The sequence below is a fragment of the Pedobacter sp. NJ-S-72 genome, assembly GCF_053890575.1.
Map to the genome: position 1 here is coordinate 5706449 of NZ_CM132681.1, position 18082 is coordinate 5724530.

An 18082-nucleotide genomic window follows, 5' to 3' on the forward strand; every position below is an offset into this window, starting at 1 on the left:
TGCGTCCGTTTGACTAATATATCAATCCAAATGCAAGTATCCCCAGGGAAAAAACTAAATTTTGACAATACGGAGATAGCTTTTCGTAATAAATCGAAATCAGAACTAAACAGCGCATACTGGTTATTCAAAATAATGAGTAGCAATTTTTTGACTCAGGTGGGGCCACCTGTGACAAATTTATTCCTGAACATCGGACTACCGATTCAGGGAATTATCAAAGCAACAATCTTCAAACAATTTTGCGGTGGCGAGACTATTGCCGAATGCGAGCATACTGTCGCTCTGCTGGCCGATGGTAAAGTAGGTACGATCTTAGATTACTCTGTTGAGGGGGAAGATGAGGAACATGTATTTGATTTTACCTGTGCTGAGATTATCAGAACGATAGATCGTGCAGCAGGAGATAAGCGTGTACCTATTACTGTTTTTAAAGTTACAGGTATCGGACGTTTCGCTTTACTGGAAAAAATGGATGCTAAAGCTGAGCTTTCGGCTGACGAGCAAAAAGAGTTTGAAAGGGTAAAACACCGTTGTGAGCGTATTTGCAGGACAGCATTTGAAAAAAATGTACCTGTGATGATTGATGCAGAAGAGACCTGGATTCAGGATACTATTGATGCTTTGGCTTTAGACATGATGATTCTGTTTAATAAAGAGAAACTGATTGTATATAATACTTATCAATTATACCGCCATGATAAATTTTGCTCATTTAAAGGCCGACCATTTGGTAGCTGCAAAAGCAGGATTTATTCTGGGTACTAAGATTGTTCGTGGTGCTTATATGGAAAAGGAACGTAAAAGAGCAGCCGAAAGAGGTTATGCTTCGCCGATCCAGCCAGATAAAGAGGCTACAGACAGAGACTACGATGAGGCAATTACTTACTGTGTAGCTCATATTGAGCAGATTGGTGTAGTTTGTGGTACGCATAATGAAGCAAGCTGCCGGGTTTTAGCAGAATTGCTTGATACACATCAGATTAATCATAATCATCCTCATGTTTATTTTGCCCAGTTATTGGGAATGAGTGATAATTTAAGTTTCAATTTATCTGATGCAGGATATAATGTAGCTAAATATGTGCCTTATGGGCCTATTAAGTCTGTTATGCCGTATTTATTCAGACGTGCACAAGAGAATACATCAGTAGCAGGACAAACCAGCAGAGAGCTTGATTTGATTACAAGAGAAAAACAGAGAAGAAACGGATAGTTTTCCGGAATTATATAGAGAAACCGCCTTACTAATTAATGTAGGGCGGTTTTTCTTTTATAAAGGATTCTGTTTAATCATATGTTAATCCTGTAAGGTAGCTATATACCGACTGAGTCTGAAGCGGGTTTGATACGGGTTTGATACGGGTCTGATACGGGTCAACCCGTTTCAGACCCGTATCAGACCCGCTTGAGATGCGTTTCAAAGAGAGGTTGTATACAGCCTTTGATATAGCTTCTTATAGGATTTACATCAGGTTAATCCATATTCATCTATAACTAAAAACCCCCTGTTTAACTCAATAAACAGGGGGTTAGAAAAAAAAAACTAATTAATATATTATAAAGCTAAATTTTAGCCTGGTGTTTCTGTTGTTGCATTGCCTGATTGGCGTCAATGCCTAATCCGCTTGCAATCGCCATGCCTAAGCCAATATCGGCTCTGAACCAATGGCAAAGCTGCAGGTTGATAATCTGATCTCTTCTGGGGCCGCTAATGCCGCTCATCGCACCAACAATATTGCTGATTAGATTTTTACGATCATCTTCGCTTAATACTTTACGATAAAGATCGCCTGGTTGTGTATAGTGGTCATTATCGCCTTCGCCTTCATTCCTGTCGTACCAGTCTGCAACATTAGATTCTAATTCCCATGCTGGTTCTTTATAACTTTGATCAGGTATTACATCCCCAAAGCTATTTGGATAGTAATTAGGTTCTTCATTTCCGTTATCATCTATTCGCATCTGGCCGTCGCGGTGATAATTGTTCACCATGAAAGGGCATGCATTTACAGGAATCTGTTCATAATTTACACCTAAACGATGGCGGTGAGCATCAGCATAGGATAATATGCGTCCCTGTAACATCTTGTCAGGAGAGAAACCAATTCCGTCAATCAGGTTAGAAGGTGCAAACGCAGCCTGCTCCACATGTGCGAAATAGTTTCTGGGTACCTGGTTTAATTCAATTTCACCTACTTCTATCAATGGGAATTCTCCATGTGGCCATATTTTAGAAAGATCAAAAGGATTCCATCTGAAGGTTTTAGCTTCTTCTTCTGTCATCACCTGGATTTTTATGGTCCATTTTGGGAATTCTTTATTGTCGATCGCTTCTACTAAATCACGTTGTGAGTGATCCATATCCTGCGTACGCATGGCATCTGCTTCTGGTCCTGTAAAGTTTTTAATTCCCTGCTGAGTTTTAAAATGGAATTTAACCCATACACGTTCGTTGTCAGCATTGATCATGGAATAAGTATGGCTACCAAATCCATCCATATGGCGATAAGAGAAAGGTGTACCTCTGTCAGACATCAAAATCATTACCTGGTGAAGACTTTCGGGGTTGAGTGACCAGAAATCCCACATCATTGTTGGGCTTTTCAGGTTACTTCTCGGATCGCGTTTTTGGGTATGAATGAAATCACTAAACTTTTTAGGGTCTTTGATAAAGAAGACAGGCGTGTTGTTACCTACCAAATCCAGTTACCATCTTCGGTGTAAAATTTAAGTGCGAAGCCACGAGGATCTCTTTCAGAGTCGGCGCTTCCTTTTTCACCACCTACAGTAGAAAAGCGCAAAAACATTTTACAGGTATTACCTATTTTATTGAAGATTTTTGCTTTTGTATACTTTGATATATCATGGGTGATCGTCAGGGTGCCGTATGCGCCTGTTCCTTTGGCATGTACCACTCTTTCGGGGATACGTTCACGGTTAAAATGAGCCATTTTCTCATGTAAGACAAAGTCTTGTAATAATAATGGACCTCTTTTACCTACAGACTGAGTGTTTTCATGTTCAGCGTAAGGCCTGCCGGATGCTGTCGTTAATTTGCGCGTTGGTTTGTTCGTTTCTTCCATGGTTATTTCGTTTTGCTTTTATAAAAGTAGAGAGTATTAACATGGTATCCCAACACCTAATTTCTATAGTGATATAGAGATTATCTATGATGATCTATAAGTAATATCAATATCAGCTATTTAACTTTGAAAGGTTGTCTTCCCATCATTAAATCACCAAACAATAAAAAATCACTTGCAAGGCTAAACAAGGGGTGTTTAAAGGTTGCTGGTTTATTTTTCTCAAAAAAGAAATGTCCTGTCCATGCAAATCCATACCCTACAACTGGTATTAAAGCGAAGAAAATGAAGTCATGGAAGAGCATAGCGGTAATAAAGCATAGGCCGATAAGGCCGGTACCTACGAAATGTAATATCCTATTGGTGGTATTCTGATGTTCCTGCAGGTAAAACGGGTAAAATTCTTTTAAAGTTTTGTATTTCTGATGTTGCATTTGCTGATTATCGTTCATTTATGCTAATATACCGTTACTTTTTAAGAAGGCTCCAAGGTTTTCAGGCTTCTCTGTCATCAATAAAGTTTGCAGCCCTGTCTTTTTCGCACCTTCCAGGTGACCTGGGGTGTCATCTATAAACAACGTCTCTGCGGGGTTTAGATTGTTTTCTTTAAGCACTTGTTCAAAAAATTTTCTACATGTGGCTTACGAAGCTTCATTAACTGGGAATAATAAGCTTTTTCAAATAAATGGTCATTGTTGGGTACGTCATGTTCTTTTTGAAGGTAATCCATGATGTAGTCGTAGTGGATCTGATTGGTGTTACTCAAAAGGAAGGTTCTGTAGTTTTTCTTTGTTTCCAGTAAGACTTTATGTGTATCCGGGTGTACACCGATCAATAAACTGTTCCAGGCAGCGTCAATTTGTGTATCGGTAAGCGCTGAATTTTGTGCGATTTCTCTGATTCCGTCTCTAAATTGGGCAGGAGTGATGGCTCCGGTCTCTAAATCGTTAAATAAATTATGGTGTCCTGAGTGTCCGAAAAAAGTTTCTATATTTGGTATACCTAATTGCTTTAGAGAGTTTTGCGTAATTCTGAAATCAATTTCAAAGATGACATTTCCGTAATCGAAGATTATATTTTTAATTTTTTGCATAAAGTATTTTTAAAATTCGATACAAATATGTAACATTGCACTCGCAAAATCTAATAGATTTTACGCGGGCCATTAGCTCAGCTGGTTAGAGTAGAAGACTCATAATCTTTTGGTCGATGGTTCGAGCCCATCATGGCCCACTGCTTAAAAAGCCGCTTTTCTGTAAAGAGAAGCGGCTTTTTTCGTTTCTAAGTATTATTGGTCGGCTGTAAGATTTATGTTTTTCTATACCTAAAACCGTAACAAACATGTAACTGTATTTTAACTGAGTTTGGTTTGTTACGAAATACGAGACAATATGACTTTGTTTTGTTACATTATTTAAGTAAATTTGGGTTGGTTTTATTACGAAATAAAAAATCATCCCTGTAATGTCATTTAAAAGAAACATTGAAAATTATCTTAATAGCTGGAAATTAAGGGATAGTCGTAAACCGCTCATCATTAGAGGAGCACGTCAGGTTGGGAAAACTACACTGATACGAGATTTTGCTCAAGCTTATCAGCATAGAATTATACTCAATCTGAAAAGCCTGGCGATCGACGTTATTTTGAAGACTTTGACGATGTTCAAACGATTTTAGAAGCGTTGTTTTTAGCTCATGCCATACCTTCATCTGCTATGGCTAATACGCTTCTTTTCATCGATGAAATTCAGGAAAGTCCAAAAGCCATCCAGTTATTACGGTATTTTTATGAAGAGTTGCCGGAGCTTCATGTGATCAGTGCTGGTTCTCTTTTAGAGTTTGCAATGCAAAAGGTGCAAAGCTTCCCGGTGGGAAGAGTAGAATTTCTATACCTCCATCCATTAAATTTCCAGGAATATCTGGAAGCCGTAGGTAAACAAGAGCTCTTAGGATATTTGCAGTCTGTTCCAATAAAACCAGTTGCTCATAAGTTGTTAATGGATGCTTTTCATCGTTATGCAATTATTGGTGGAATGCCAGAAATAATAAAAATGGATGTTCAGGAGCAGAGCCTTTCAGATTTACCTAGGATATATGAAAGTATTTGGGGGACTTATAAAAATGAATGATGTAGAGAAGTATACATCTAATGATACGGAAAGGAAAATTATTAAACATCTGATGGATACCGCCCCATTGTATCTCGACGAACGTGTGAAGTTTCAGGGTTTTGGAAATTCCAGCTACCGATCAAGGGAGGTAGGAGAAGCATTTAGAACACTTGATGATGCAAAAATCATACGGTTGATTTATCCTACAACAGATTTGCAACCTCCTGTAAAAACAGATCTAAAGAAGTCGCCACGTCTACAGTTTCTAGATACTGGTTTAGTCAATTATTCTCTTGGTATCCAATTAGAAATGCTCGCTATGGATGATTTGAATAGAGCTTACAAAGGTGCTGTTATACCTCATTTAGTAACACAGGAGCTTATATCTCTTCAAAGTATTTCAGCGCATAAGCCTAATTTTTGGGTTAGGGAAAAATCTCAATCGAATGCAGAAGTTGATTTACTTTTTACCCACCAGGATTTGGTTATTCCCATTGAAATAAAATCAGGGAGCACAGGGAGTCTGAAATCACTTCACCAGTTCATAGATGCTTCAGATCATCCTTATGCTATACGTATGTATGCTGGTACTTTCAACATTGAGAAAGCGATCACACCGAGTCAAAAACCATATTTACTCATGAATTTGCCTTACTATGCCGGTACTTCTCTGCCGCAGTATGTGGAGTGGTTTGTTCGGCAGGAACTTTAAATCCTATATATCATTTGTCAGCCAAATCGCTGATTAAACATAAATCAGACAGGAAATGGTTCGAGAAGCACCCAGTAGGGCCCACAAAAAGTTAAAAAGCCATTTTTCGATGAGAAAAGTGGCTTTTTTTCGTATTTTGGAGCTGATTTTAATCAGTGAAGCTACCCAAAGTTCTTACTTTTGATGCTTACTTCTTTTTCTTTTATAACCCGCAACTTGAGTTAATTATATGAACTCTATAATTGAAGCGCTTCTTATTGGGCCAACATTGATGGTCGCACTATTAATTTTTGCTAATTTTCAACAGGTAAACTTAAAGGCCAGCAGATGGCTGAGTGTTTTTGTTCTCCTCATTTTTATCGTTCAGATAGGGGTTCTAAGTGAAGATACCCACGCATTTGTCGACAATTCACCTATTCTTGAGCTAATTTACCTGGCAAACTATATGATCGCACCAGTATTTTACTTAAGTACTATTTATTATATCGAACCTGACTATAAATGGCGAAGGCGAGATAACCTACATTTTTTATTTGTTGGGTTGATGATGTTTTTAACTATCCTTTCTTTTTTTCTACCGGCAGATCAATCGGATACCCCTAATCAAAAGGAAATGTTGGCAAAAACGGTGTTGTTATTTAATTCTATTTTTTGTTTACAAGTGCTTAGCTATTGTTTTGCCGCCTTTTATAGCATAATAAAGTATCAAAAAAATCTTCCGATATACGTGTCCAACATACAGTATACTAACCTGCATTGGTTAAAAAAGATAGTAATATGCGTACTGCTTGTTGCAGTGTTATGGTTAGCTGATGGCCTATTTAAAATCTCAGCAGGTTCTGTGATATTTGACTACACCTCCACCATACTGTATTTTATTGGCGTTTACTATATCGCTCACCATGCCTTGCAGCAAAAAGAATTATTTCCATTTCGAAGCGAAGAAAAACAACAGCTTGAAACCATTATAGCTGAATCTGAATTATCGATCAAAAAGAAGCTTCTCTCCGATGAGCAGTTGGCAGAGCATGTTCAGTTGCTTAAGCAGTTGATGGATGCAGAAAAACCCTATGTTGATTATGAGGTCAGCTTGATACGATTGGCGCAGCAATTTAAAACTTCTCCACATCTGCTTTCCTATATTATCAATACAGGTTTCAGGGAAAACTTTTTTCAGTTCATCAACAGGTATAGGGTGGAAGAAGCCAGGAAAATGATTCTCGATCCGAAAATGAATCGCCTAAACCTAATCGGCATCGCTTATGAGTCGGGCTTTAAATCTAAAACGGTTTTCAACACTAACTTTAAAAAAAAAAATTACCGGCCAAACCCCCTCCGAGTTCAAGAAAAAAAATAACTGATCGATCTTCAATCAAAATTATGGTGTTCGGATTTATAAGTTAGAACAATAAACCTCCTGATTCATTGCAACTTTGCTTGGCGATCCCAATAAGGTATACCATCTATAGGGACAATTAAAAATAAGGTTTATGCAAAAAAAAATAATGTTGTTATTTAGTGCCTTTTTACTTTTTTCATGCAAGAAAGACAAAGAAATTAGTCCCCGAGAAGTCAAAGAAACCTATGTAAATGTCGGTACGCATAGTCTCGCTACCTACCGTGTAATCAAAAACTCAAAATATCTTGTAGTATTTGAATCGGGTATGGGTGATAGTCATCAATCATGGATCCCGACAGGCAAAAATGCCGATATTCTGGTGCTGGCGAACAACATTCAATCGGATGTTTTGCTGTATGACAGGGGCGGCTATGGAAAATCCGGCAGTGGAACAACCCCTAGAGATATCAACTGCGAACTGAACTTGAAAAGATAATCAATCAAATATCCGACGGAAGAAAAGTAGTATTAGTCGGACATTCGATTGGCGGCATTATTGTCAGAGATTATGCCATCAAAAACCCTGAAAAAACAGCTGGTCTGCTGCTGGTTGATCCGAGCCATGAAAATTTTAATCAACCCACACAGGCTATTGAAGACCATTTATATAGTTTAGCTTCCTCTAATTTCGGTTTCCAATCTGGTGCTGCTACTGAGTGCCGAGAACTGATAGAGGATATGCAATATGCTGCCAAATTACCTAACTTGCCCAATATCCCGGTCATCGTGCTCACCAGTATGAAAAATGACAATGCTATCTACGGCAAAAGCCCACAGGATTGGTATAATGCACACGAGCTTTTAAAAAATGGCGTTACAGATTTTACGCATGTTGCAACGATCAATTCCAGCCATTTTATTCATCAGGAAGAACCAGCTTTTTTCTTAAAAAACTTAAAGCTTTTACTATCAAAACTACCATAGGAGTGTTGTTGTGAAACTGCAATACTCATATTGGTTCAATTATTGCTAGTTGGCACATTTACCGCCTAAGCATATCTATTAGGCAAACTAAACGTTGATTTCTGCACTTTGTGCGAATCCAGTCCGTAAAGAGGGGTTTGTTTTTTGCCGGAAAAATTATCGTCCTTAATAGTAGTTTAGAGGCTGTTTTATGATTTGAGGCCAATAGGTTTTTGTATTCTGCCTGGACTTCCGACTGGGTTCTTAACAACATGGTCGTTTATTTGATACGAAAAATACTGCCAGTTTTAAATTGCAATCACCTTCCTATGTTGCTTTCCCCAATCAATTAAGCTTTCAATAAGCGGATAAAGTGACTGGCAATATACTGAAAGAGTATATTTTACATCCTTAGAAAAATCGGGATCCTCTGTTCGTATAATTAGTTTATTAAGTTCCATTGATTCCAATTCTCTGGAAAGCATAGCGAAAGCGAAAGTAATTCCAGATATATATTTTTGGCAATCTCCCTATAACGATGGTGACCATTGTAAATAGCAACGATCACATACATACGCCATTTCCCGCTGAGAACATATAAAGTATCTGTAGCAAATTTAATATCTTCTTTATCCTTATAAGTGCACAGATACGGTTTAATGATTTTGTTTTCTTCCATAATATGTGCTGTGCTATGATGCATTATAGCATCTCCGGTATTGATGACTTATCGCTCTACATTTGAAGTAAAATTAAACATAAATTTCATTATGACACAGATTGAAAATATAGAATTTAAAGGTAAAAGCTATAGGACATTACACATAAATGTATCAAACAGCGTAGTCAATGTCTCTTTGGACAACGCACCGGTAAATGCTTTAAGCGGTAAGATGATGAAGGAACTGCAACAATTACTTAAAGATCTTTCTGAGGATGCTTTGATCAAAGTAATTGTATTTGAGAGCAAAAACCCTGTTTTTTTTATTGCACACGTAGATATCAATATTATTCTCAACGAGAAGGATGTATTAGAGGATTTGGCCAATGATGCGGATGAAGGGCTGAACATTTTTCAGAATTTGGGCGAAGTGCTCAGAAATCAACCACAGATTACTATTGTAAAGTTAAAAGGTATTGCAAGGGGTGGAGGTGCTGAATTCGTTGCAGCTGCAGATATGAGTTTTGCATCTCTGGAAAATGGAAAAATTTCCCAGTGCGAAGCACTCATGGGTATAATTCCTGGAGGTGGCGCCACACAGTATCTTTCATCTAAAATGCCTCGCGGACGCGTGCTCGAAATTATTTTGGGCTCGGATCTTTTTGACGCAGAGACTGCTGAACGTTATGGTTGGATAAACCGTGCAATAAAAGATTCAGAAATAGATACATTCGTTTCCCGACTGGCAGAAAATATTGCTTCCTTACCTGAGCATGTAATGCAAACGGTGAAAGCTGTACTACCCCCTGAGCGTTTTACGACGGGTTTTAAAACTGAGAATGATGGCTGGCCCAAGTTAGCATTTACCTCCAAAGTAGCCGGGATTATGAGTCTCGCAATGCAAAACGGAGCGCAGACGATTGATGGGGAATTGAAAATTGAGGAAATATTGCGGCGATTAGTCTGATAGTTTATTCCCAAAAATGCTTGTAATACATTAGCGTTACAAGCGCTTAAGTTCAATATCAACTACGACACCTTTAAAAGACTGTAAACAGGTATGGAAACTAAGGTTACTTATTACGAGTTCTATACAGTCTTTTTTGCTAAATCCTCAATTAAATGTAAGTCAGATAAGAAATGATTTGAGAAGCACCAAGTTGAGGTCACTGCTTAAAAAGCCGCTCTTCTGTAAAGTGAAGCGGCTTTTTTCGCTTTTAAACAAAAAATAAATTACTTCGCCTCCAAATTTTTAGTTCTAAGAGTATTTAGGTAAAGATCCATTTTTGGAATTACCCCATATCAGATTACTAAATTTTTCTTCTATTTTATAAATGGTTTTTCGAATTGCCCAAATATTTTGAAAAAATACCATTGGTAATGGCAAATAAAAAACTTGAATAAAAAATAAAAGAGCCGGGAATCATGATGTAAGGATGCCAAAAATACAGATACCGCCAACCATAGCCATGGCTTTCATTTATATAGCTATAAACCAATATTCCTGCTGCCAAAGCAATCAATAGTAGCAGCCCAATCACATTAAGCACTATGGTTTTGGCATTCGATTTCACCATCTGCCCCTCTATTCCAATGAATGGAGGTTTCAGTTCTCTGTCCGGCACAATCCTAGTGGTATTGCCCACTTCAAAGAGGCGTTGATACTGTTTTGAGTCCATAAACTCAAACTCTTCCGAAACCGTTCCTTTTCTTTTTTCATCATGCTCCAGCAAACTAATAATGTCATTTTTTTTCAAAAGAGGATTAATCAAAAATTGCTTGATGTAATAAATAAATACGATGAACCAAAGTGCCGTGCCCGCGCCAAGCAAAACGAATGCTTCGCTGGCAGATGATGTGTTAATCATCTCAAAATCACTTAGGTGAAGATTTCCTGCGTAATGGAGAATGAGTGGCAGTCCAATCGCAAAAAACAACAAATAGGTGATCCAAAATATATTAAAACCTTTCCAAAATTTCATAGAAACCATTTTTTCAGAGATTAAAGTAACGTTTCACGTTACTTTGTTAAAGATAGGTAAATGATTCGGGAAGAAATAGTTACACTTCGTTCGTTACTCTTGCAAACTTATTTCTATACTCAATTGGAGTAAGCCCTGTAATCTTTTTAAATATATCTCTAAATGCTTTTGTATCCGTATAGCCTACGTCAAACATTATTTCTGATATGTTTTTTCTTGATGCTTCAAAAGATTTTTTGGCCGCTTCTATTCTTACCCTTTGTATATACTCTATGGATGTATTGTTGGTAGCTTCTTTAAATCTCCTTTCGAATGTTCTACGGCTTATATTAATTAGTGTTGCCAGTGATTCTATTGTTATTTTATTTTCATAGTTTTTTTCAATATGATCCTGTACTTTTTGAATTTCCACATCACCATGGTTTCTTTGTCCTTTGAACATTGCGAATTGAGATTGGCTGTCTCTGCCAATATCTAAAGCAAAGTATTTAGAAATCATAACCGCTGTTTCTCTATCAGCAAACTTTTCGATAAGATATAAGATTAAATTCCATAAACTACTTGCTCCGCCACTACTATAAATATTATCATGTTCTGTTATTATAGCTCCATCTTCTACCTCCACCTCCGGATATCTTTCTCTAAATTCATTTATATGAGCCCAATGTGTAGAGCATTTTTTACCATTGAGCAAACCTGTCTCAGCCAATAAAAAAGCACCTATACACAAGCTGGCAAGACTTGAACCATTCTTATATAGCTTTTTAAAATAGGGTATGGCTTCTGCATTGGCTTCTATTCCTTTTATGGTATTGCCAAAGGTAGGGGGGATAATCAGCAAGTCTGTTTCAGTAACATCTTTGAGACCTATCTATCGGTCTTAATCATATACTCACCATTGTTCGCCGGCACATGCTCGTTTAAGCCTACATATTCTACCTCAAAAATTGGTTTTTTACCGAACGTGATTAAAAACTCATTGGCAGTATGGAAGCTTCTATAGGGCGGAGTTATGGCTTCAATTACCCCATACTCAGGCACAAAGACTGAAATTCGCATATTAGTTATACATTAAGATACTAAGCTACGAAAATAGTTTTGTCATAATTCACCCTGAAAATTGTCATTTTCACAATAGGTCTGATCTTATGCGCCAATGTATCTTTGAATAGTAAAATTTAACAAACAAAAAATAATTATGGCACAGGCAATAAGAATTACGGTTGGAGCAACAGCAAATGTTCTCGTAGCAAAAGTTTGGAAAGCGTGGAATACTCCAGATGACATTATCCAATGGAATACTCCAGACTCAGGCTGGCATACTCCGAGCAGTGAAAACAATCTAACTGTAGGAGGTAAATTTAAGTATAAATGGAAGCCAAAGACGGTAGCTTCGGTTTTGACTTTGAGGGTATTTATGACGAAGTTGAATTACATAAGGAAATTGCGTATACTCTGGGTGACGAAAGAAAGGTCATTACTCTGTTTGCGGAACAAGATGGAAAAACCACTATAACAACCACATTTGATGCTGAAACAGAAAATGACCCTGAATTTCAGAAGCAAGGATGGCAAGCTATCCTGAACAACTTTGTGAAATATGTTGAATCAATGAATTAATCCAGCACTAATTATTTAATATTATGAAAAGGAATAAAATAATTTTTTGGCTGGCAACTGGTATCATAGTACTTTGGGAGGGCATAATGCCACTGGCTACTATGCTATTTGCCCCAGAGTATGTGAATGCAGGCACGAAGCCTCTGGGCTATCCAGATTACTTTGCCCATACACTTATCATCTGTAAAGTACTCGGCATTTTTGCTATTTCTTATTCTAAAACACCAGCTAAAATAAGAGAATGGGCCTATGCAGGTCTTACATTTAATTTAATCTTTGCTTTCATCAGTCATGCCTGTGTAGATAAAAATATTTGGTTTATGCTACTGCCACTCATAGTACTTGGTATACTTGCTGTTTCTTATGTGTATAGAGATAAAATTTCTGCCGCTTAATTTATGAAACCATGATTGAGTATAACCACGATAAATTTAGAAGTGTGGTCTTCGTAACATTTTCAGGGAATTGTAAAAAAGCACTTAGTTTCTATCAAAGCTGTTTTGGAGGACTATTGCAAATTGAAACTTTTGAAAAAGAACTATCTGGTTACATTGAAAAGCCTGTTGTTAGCGGATCATTGGTTTCTGATAGGATAATTATTCATGGTTCGGACCTGGTACATAACGAAGGACGAAAATTAGGGAATTATATTTCTATTTTTTTTACTGTAAAAACACCAATGAAAGGAAAGAGCTAATCAAAAAAATGGAATCGGATAAAAGAAGTTTTTCAGTAAATAATGATGATGACCAAAAACTAATTGAATTAACTGATGATTTCGATGTGAGGTGGATACTAAGCGTTTAGCAGGTGGTAATATTTGAAATCGTTTACAAAGAAAAATTTTTGATAAGGATTCTTATCCATAAATCTTTATCAAAAATTGCCATTTTAAAGAAATAAGTCACTTCAAATACACATTACTTCTTGCTTCAAAATAATCTGTTGGTGTTATACTTCAATAAATCAGTTCGAACAGACGTTAAAAAGAATCATCGACAATAGTTCCTGCCCTTGAATCAATAACCTCTATCTCTCCGTGGAAAACCAGGTTTCTTAGTTTGGTTACCCGATTGAATTTATTGACTTGATCTCGGGTTAAAATTCCTCCATGAGACAGTTCTTTTATGACCAGTTGAAAAGGGATAAACTGTCGGGATCGGCTGGCATCAGCTCTCAAACTCTGATTTTTGGTCAAAATGTCTCGTGCCGTTTTCTCCAATGCAGTAAATCTTCTCAGGAACCCACTTCTTGATATCATATGAGAACTCTTATTATCAAAAGACTCTTTATCATTTTCAATCAATTTATCGGCTGTATTTTCAATTTTAGAAGGGTTCACAATAAATATTACGAATAACATTGCCTGGACAATTGTAAAAGTATTAAGTGCACCCACGATTATTATAAGGATTATTGAATACACCCCTAAATCAAATCCATTAAGATAGACGAGGGCCAAACTTGAAATTATGGATAGCCCGGTAAGCCACAGTAAAGATTTGAGTCTCGAGAAGTATTGTTTTTTAATATCAGTATAGATTTCTATAAGGGTTTCATCCTTTTCTACTTCTCTATCCATTCTTTCGTGGATAAAGAAAAATCCTGCTGCAAGAAAGCCGATTAACGCCGCAATGGCCTGTGCGGAGGAACTAAATGTCCAATAAATATTTTCTTCTGCCTTGTACATTACATTGATGGAATTATATGAAAATGAAAGTTGTCAAAAATCATTAATATTCAGATATGGGTTAACTAAGCTTATTCCTTAAGTAACTAATATAGACAGAAAGCCGGGCTAGCCCAAATCTGTCAAAAATGTTTTATTGTCGTTAAAATCCTTCACTTGCATTCGGTTTTAAAAGCTTCTCTTTGGAATGGAAAGTTGTTCCGCAAAACTAATGGGCTGGCCAATGGCAGTTGATTACTGGTATAATGATAATTTAAAATTGATGGCACTTCCATTTAGCCAAATTGGTCTGCTACTGTCTGGCCAATCTCAGGATAGATCTGATAAAACCGTCTGAACAACTTTAAGTTTGTCATTGGTATCCCGTTGATATGGATAAGTTTTTCGGCCAGGTTCTTTAATACCAGAGGAATTTATACTGTTCAACATTTGGTTCAATTTATTAGATGTTTATAGTTGTTGTATATAGCTTTCTATTTATAATGGATATGTTTTTAATCTTTTTGATTGTGTTTGTTTCTTTAATTGTAATTTATGATTTTTTACAAAGAAAAATAAAGGATGGTTTTTTGCTTTTAATATATGAATAATGAACTTTTGATCTGCTTAAATCATTTTTATATTAACAAAATGTAGTTATTTATTTCTTTGTAAATATATTTATGTTACCTTGTTTTAAATTTGTCTATTTAATACTTTAAAATATGGGTCTTTAATGAAACCAATCAATATGATGACGAAAATAGGTTTTGCAAAAATGGATATCTCCGAATTTGAACAATGGATATCAAAATTAAAAGTCGCAAAAACAATGTTATACATCCAGCAGCATCATACCTGGAACCCAAGTTATGTCTCATTTACTGGGGATAATCATTTCGAGATTCAAAAAGGTATGAAAGATTATCATATCAACAATAACGGATGGATGAATATTGCGCAGCATTTTACGACATTTCCAGATGGAAGCATATTGACAGGCCGCAGTCTGGAAAACTCTCCTGCCTGTATTTATGGTTTTAATGCTAATGCGGTTTGCATTGAAAACATGGGGAATTTCGATATAGGTAAAGACGTTATGACCGATGCACACAAAAATACAATCATCAGGATGACAGCAGCATTATGCAAGAAATTTGGTATAGTGGTTAGTAGTAATAAAATAGTCTATCACCATTGGTTTAATCTATCCACGGGCGAAAGAAATAATGGGATAAAAAACAATAAAAGCTGTCCTGGAACCAATTTTTTTGGTGGTAATAAGGTAATTCAATGTGAGCAAAATTTTCTTCCTTTAATAAGCATGGCGCTGAAGGGGCAAAATACTTCTGTAAATGCACAAGTCTTAAAATATGCTTGTGTTACTACTGATGCTTTAAATATTAGGGTTGCACCAGATGCTATTAGTGATATGGTGAAAAATAGAGATAAGCCAACTTTTGGAGCGATACTTAGAGTTTACGAAATAATAAATGGATGGTATAGAATATCTAATTCGGCTCAGCACTGGGTAGATGCATTACAAACGCAAGATGTTGTCCGTTATCTTGTAAACACTGATGTTTTTTTAAATATAAGGAGTGGACCAGGTACTGAATATCCCAAAGTAGGATCCATTAAAAAAAATCAGGATGTTTTTGGTATTGAGGAAAAAAATGGATGGATTAAGCTTGTTTTGTCTAACCAGTGGATAAAAAAAGAGTTACTTTTGTGAAAGTTATACGTTGAATTTCTCAAAAATAAAAAAAAACTGGATAATTGTATTAATTTGTTAACATATAAATAATGTATGTTCAATAAAATAAGTCTACCTTACTTTAGTTCTCTAGACAAAAAATAAACCAATTATAATCGCCCCATCAAATAAAGCTAATGAGTAGTAATTCTCAAAATATTCAAAGCAATTGCATTATAGGCCCTGCTTTTTCTTTAGCAGGTGCAGCTTATTTTATTGATACAACTGTTAATTTCCAGGCAGTCTTTAGTAATCCTCAGGATCAACAAAGTATTTTGGCATACCAATGGTATTTAAACTCTGTATTGGTTATTGACGAACGCAGAGATTTTAGCGGAAAAATATATTGCGGTCAGCATGCTATTGGCTTAAGATTGTTAAGTAAGGAGGGTTGGTCGGGTATAAAGACTCTTTTATTTACTACTTGTAAAGTACCCATTTCGACCCTTATACAAGGACCTGATGTTATAAATGAGGGTGATTCTGCTATCTATCAAATAGTACAGGTCTTTTCTGATGGAACGGCCGAAGATTTAACCAGTAAATATATTTTTAGCACAACCAAGGGGGCTACTTTTACTGGAAATACACTCCAAACTATTAGAGATGATCATGATTTTAATGACCAGACGCTAACCATTACGGCTACCCTGTCTGGTAGCAGCCCGATTACCAAACAGGTAGTTGTAAAAAATACATCTCCTTATTTATCAGCAGAAATAGCAGAGAATGTTATCCGTAATAATTGCCAGGTGGGTTTTGAGGGGACAAGTGTACTTTACAAAATAGCTGCTGGTGCTTTCAACTCTAGAATAAGTCAGGCAGATGCAGACAATAAGGCAAGGGCTTTATTTGATCAAAACAAACAGGAATACGCAAATGCAAATGGCACCTGTATTCAGACTAAATTCTGGAACACGGTACAGAGTCAAACTTTTATGCGTAATAACTGTAATTTAGAATTTACTGGAAGCACAGTTATTTACAAAGTTGCTGCCTATACTTATACTGCTAATACTCAGGATGCGGCGAATCAGTTAGCTTTAAATGATATTTTAGCTAATGGGCAAAATTATGCCAATACACAAGGAATCTGTACGGTTTCGCCGGTTGAGTACGAATGGATTGGAGATAAGACCACAAGTTATTGTGAAACCACTATTCAGGAAGAAACTGTCTTCACTGGATTTGCGTCACCTGCCAATCCGGCTGTATCAAAAGACAATATGTTATTCTATTTTGACTCAACACTAAATGGAGTGATATGGTTTAATCCAGTTACCTTAACTAATGGAACAAACGCAACGCTAATTCCAATACCTGCACAAGTGGAGGTGCATCAAGGCCATCCGGTGCTTATTATCATCAGTCAACTGATAAGCTCTATATTAATTCGTTTTATGGAGGTGGACTATCGGTAATTGATTGCGGGACAAAAAAGCTACTCAGGACAATTGCATATGGTGCTAATGGAACCTATCAAAGAGGAAATTTATTCTATATAGGAACCCGTAATGAAATCTGGGCATTTGGTAGCAGTGGTTTTTTGATTATTGATGCAGATACCGAGGCTGTAAAATCTACTCCAAGTGACTTCAGTATAACCGGTGCAGTCTATATCAGTTCTGCTAATGGTAAAATATTTATCTTTTACGATTATTATGGCAATAAGGTAGATATCTATAACAGTGACTTAACCCTTGTCAGTAGTATTTCTGGTTTATGTGTTAACAGTTCTCCTGGTGGTTCAGCGACATCAAGGGGCTATTATAACGATATTGCCAATAATAAAATCTATGTAGGTGAAACATCAACCACAGGTGGTATTATTGTTATTGATACGCAAAGTAATACAATAATCAAAAGAATAAATCTTGATAAAGAAGGAAAATCTTTCGTCGGACCTGGTGTTATTAATTTCCATCCGTTAAGGAACATGATTTATATTGGCGGTAGTGTTTTTAATGATGCTACAAAAGACTCGATAGCTAAACTGTGGGCATTTGACGTGAACACACTTACAGTTACTCAAACATTTTCTCCATCTGCAAATATTGGTATTAGTGGTATTATTCATTACATACCCAACAATTCTGTATACATAAGCAGTGCAGGCCTGGTACCTGAAAGCGCTCCAAATGCCGGGCAGGAAACAGATGGTATAATCTTCAAATTTAATTAGG

The 18082-nt window shown here is 36.6% G+C and carries 21 protein-coding genes, 1 tRNA gene and 3 pseudogenes; 16 read left to right on the top strand and 9 right to left on the bottom strand.

The features are described 5' to 3' along the window. Window positions 1-135 precede the first annotated feature (135 nt). Window positions 136-768 (top strand): proline dehydrogenase family protein, encoded by a 633-nt coding sequence (locus ACWYN3_RS37515; protein WP_456218740.1) that lies wholly within the window; start codon window positions 136-138, stop codon window positions 766-768. After that, window positions 731-1216: a proline dehydrogenase family protein gene (locus ACWYN3_RS37520; protein WP_456218741.1), complete on the top strand. Its 486-nt coding sequence runs from the start codon at window positions 731-733 to the stop codon at window positions 1214-1216. Before ACWYN3_RS37515 ends, ACWYN3_RS37520 begins: the two co-directional genes overlap by 38 nt. Window positions 1217-1566: 350 nt before the next feature. On the opposite strand, the pseudogene ACWYN3_RS37525 reads toward ACWYN3_RS37520, so the two are convergent. The 4 genes and pseudogenes from ACWYN3_RS37525 to ACWYN3_RS37540 form a co-directional block, all read right to left on the bottom strand. Next, window positions 1567-3086, bottom strand: a pseudogene (locus ACWYN3_RS37525) (catalase). A 116-nt stretch (window positions 3087-3202) separates the two neighbouring features. After that, a complete protein-coding gene (locus tag ACWYN3_RS37530; RefSeq protein ID WP_456218742.1) occupies window positions 3203-3538 on the bottom strand; it encodes an Mpo1-like protein in 336 nt (111 codons plus the stop codon). Further along, window positions 3539-3700: a hypothetical protein gene (locus tag ACWYN3_RS37535; RefSeq protein WP_456218743.1), complete on the bottom strand. Its 162-nt coding sequence runs from the start codon at window positions 3698-3700 to the stop codon at window positions 3539-3541. Continuing rightward, window positions 3679-4179, bottom strand: coding sequence for an HAD family hydrolase (locus ACWYN3_RS37540; RefSeq protein ID WP_456218744.1), 501 nt, complete (start codon window positions 4177-4179; stop codon window positions 3679-3681). Before ACWYN3_RS37540 ends, ACWYN3_RS37535 begins: the two co-directional genes overlap by 22 nt. Window positions 4180-4245: 66 nt before the next feature. Between ACWYN3_RS37540 and ACWYN3_RS37545 the strand changes: the two genes are divergently transcribed. From ACWYN3_RS37545 to ACWYN3_RS37575, 7 genes are all read left to right on the top strand, one after another. Then, window positions 4246-4319: transfer RNA gene (locus ACWYN3_RS37545), tRNA-Ile, on the top strand. A 231-nt stretch (window positions 4320-4550) separates the two neighbouring features. Then, window positions 4551-4763, top strand: coding sequence for an AAA family ATPase (locus ACWYN3_RS37550; protein ID WP_456218745.1), 213 nt, complete (start codon window positions 4551-4553; stop codon window positions 4761-4763). A gap of 5 nt (window positions 4764-4768) precedes the next feature. Next, window positions 4769-5215 carry an AAA family ATPase gene (locus ACWYN3_RS37555; protein WP_456218746.1) on the top strand — a complete coding sequence of 149 codons (447 nt, stop codon included), beginning with the start codon at window positions 4769-4771 and terminating at the stop codon, window positions 5213-5215. Next, a complete protein-coding gene (locus ACWYN3_RS37560) occupies window positions 5181-5909 on the top strand; it encodes a DUF4143 domain-containing protein (RefSeq protein ID WP_456218747.1) in 729 nt (242 codons plus the stop codon). The genes ACWYN3_RS37555 and ACWYN3_RS37560 overlap by 35 nt, the downstream gene beginning before the upstream one ends. A gap of 229 nt (window positions 5910-6138) precedes the next feature. Next, window positions 6139-7266: a helix-turn-helix domain-containing protein gene (locus ACWYN3_RS37565; protein ID WP_456218748.1), complete on the top strand. Its 1128-nt coding sequence runs from the start codon at window positions 6139-6141 to the stop codon at window positions 7264-7266. A 133-nt stretch (window positions 7267-7399) separates the two neighbouring features. Next, window positions 7400-7744, top strand: a complete 345-nt coding sequence (locus ACWYN3_RS37570; RefSeq protein ID WP_456218749.1) for a hypothetical protein — start codon at window positions 7400-7402, stop codon at window positions 7742-7744. 47 nt (window positions 7745-7791) lie between these two features. After that, the gene (locus tag ACWYN3_RS37575) at window positions 7792-8232 is read left to right on the top strand and encodes an alpha/beta fold hydrolase (protein WP_456223289.1); all 441 of its coding nucleotides are present in this window, start codon (window positions 7792-7794) and stop codon (window positions 8230-8232) included. 287 nt (window positions 8233-8519) lie between these two features. Here ACWYN3_RS37575 and ACWYN3_RS37580 read toward each other — a convergent pair whose 3' ends face one another. Both ACWYN3_RS37580 and ACWYN3_RS37585 read right to left on the bottom strand, forming a co-directional pair. Further along, window positions 8520-8696, bottom strand: a complete 177-nt coding sequence (locus tag ACWYN3_RS37580) for a winged helix-turn-helix transcriptional regulator (protein WP_456218750.1) — start codon at window positions 8694-8696, stop codon at window positions 8520-8522. Continuing rightward, window positions 8654-8914 carry a hypothetical protein gene (locus tag ACWYN3_RS37585; RefSeq protein ID WP_456223347.1) on the bottom strand — a complete coding sequence of 87 codons (261 nt, stop codon included), beginning with the start codon at window positions 8912-8914 and terminating at the stop codon, window positions 8654-8656. Before ACWYN3_RS37585 ends, ACWYN3_RS37580 begins: the two co-directional genes overlap by 43 nt. Window positions 8915-8981: 67 nt before the next feature. Here ACWYN3_RS37585 and ACWYN3_RS37590 point away from each other — a divergent pair, with 67 nt between their 5' ends. Continuing rightward, window positions 8982-9839, top strand: a complete 858-nt coding sequence (locus tag ACWYN3_RS37590; protein WP_456218751.1) for an enoyl-CoA hydratase/isomerase family protein — start codon at window positions 8982-8984, stop codon at window positions 9837-9839. 361 nt (window positions 9840-10200) lie between these two features. On the opposite strand, the gene ACWYN3_RS37595 is transcribed toward ACWYN3_RS37590, so the two are convergent. Continuing rightward, the gene (locus ACWYN3_RS37595) at window positions 10201-10863 is read right to left on the bottom strand and encodes a hypothetical protein (protein ID WP_456218752.1); all 663 of its coding nucleotides are present in this window, start codon (window positions 10861-10863) and stop codon (window positions 10201-10203) included. A gap of 70 nt (window positions 10864-10933) precedes the next feature. Further along, a pseudogene (locus tag ACWYN3_RS37600) lies at window positions 10934-11913 on the bottom strand (GlxA family transcriptional regulator). Window positions 11914-12052: 139 nt separating this feature from the next. Between ACWYN3_RS37600 and ACWYN3_RS37605 the strand changes: the two are divergent. The 3 genes and pseudogenes from ACWYN3_RS37605 to ACWYN3_RS37615 all read left to right on the top strand — a co-directional run bounded on the left by ACWYN3_RS37605 (window position 12053) and on the right by ACWYN3_RS37615 (window position 13171). Beyond that, window positions 12053-12474, top strand: a pseudogene (locus ACWYN3_RS37605) (SRPBCC domain-containing protein). A gap of 23 nt (window positions 12475-12497) precedes the next feature. After that, window positions 12498-12869: a DoxX family protein gene (locus tag ACWYN3_RS37610; RefSeq protein ID WP_456218753.1), complete on the top strand. Its 372-nt coding sequence runs from the start codon at window positions 12498-12500 to the stop codon at window positions 12867-12869. 11 nt (window positions 12870-12880) lie between these two features. Beyond that, on the top strand, window positions 12881-13171 hold the full coding sequence (locus ACWYN3_RS37615) for a hypothetical protein (protein ID WP_456218754.1): 291 nt from the start codon (window positions 12881-12883) through the stop codon (window positions 13169-13171). 285 nt (window positions 13172-13456) lie between these two features. Here ACWYN3_RS37615 and ACWYN3_RS37620 read toward each other — a convergent pair whose 3' ends face one another. Then, complete coding sequence (locus ACWYN3_RS37620) at window positions 13457-14164, bottom strand: hypothetical protein (RefSeq protein ID WP_456218755.1); 708 nt, start codon at window positions 14162-14164, stop codon at window positions 13457-13459. Between the two features lie 757 nt (window positions 14165-14921). Here ACWYN3_RS37620 and ACWYN3_RS37625 point away from each other — a divergent pair. The 3 genes from ACWYN3_RS37625 (at window position 14922) to ACWYN3_RS37635 (ending at window position 18081) form a co-directional block, all read left to right on the top strand. Further along, window positions 14922-15878, top strand: coding sequence for an N-acetylmuramoyl-L-alanine amidase (locus tag ACWYN3_RS37625; protein ID WP_456223290.1), 957 nt, complete (start codon window positions 14922-14924; stop codon window positions 15876-15878). A 158-nt stretch (window positions 15879-16036) separates the two neighbouring features. Further along, a complete protein-coding gene (locus tag ACWYN3_RS37630; protein ID WP_456218756.1) occupies window positions 16037-17320 on the top strand; it encodes a DUF5977 domain-containing protein in 1284 nt (427 codons plus the stop codon). A 125-nt stretch (window positions 17321-17445) separates the two neighbouring features. Then, on the top strand, window positions 17446-18081 hold the full coding sequence (locus tag ACWYN3_RS37635; RefSeq protein WP_456218757.1) for a hypothetical protein: 636 nt from the start codon (window positions 17446-17448) through the stop codon (window positions 18079-18081). Window position 18082 lies beyond the last annotated feature (1 nt).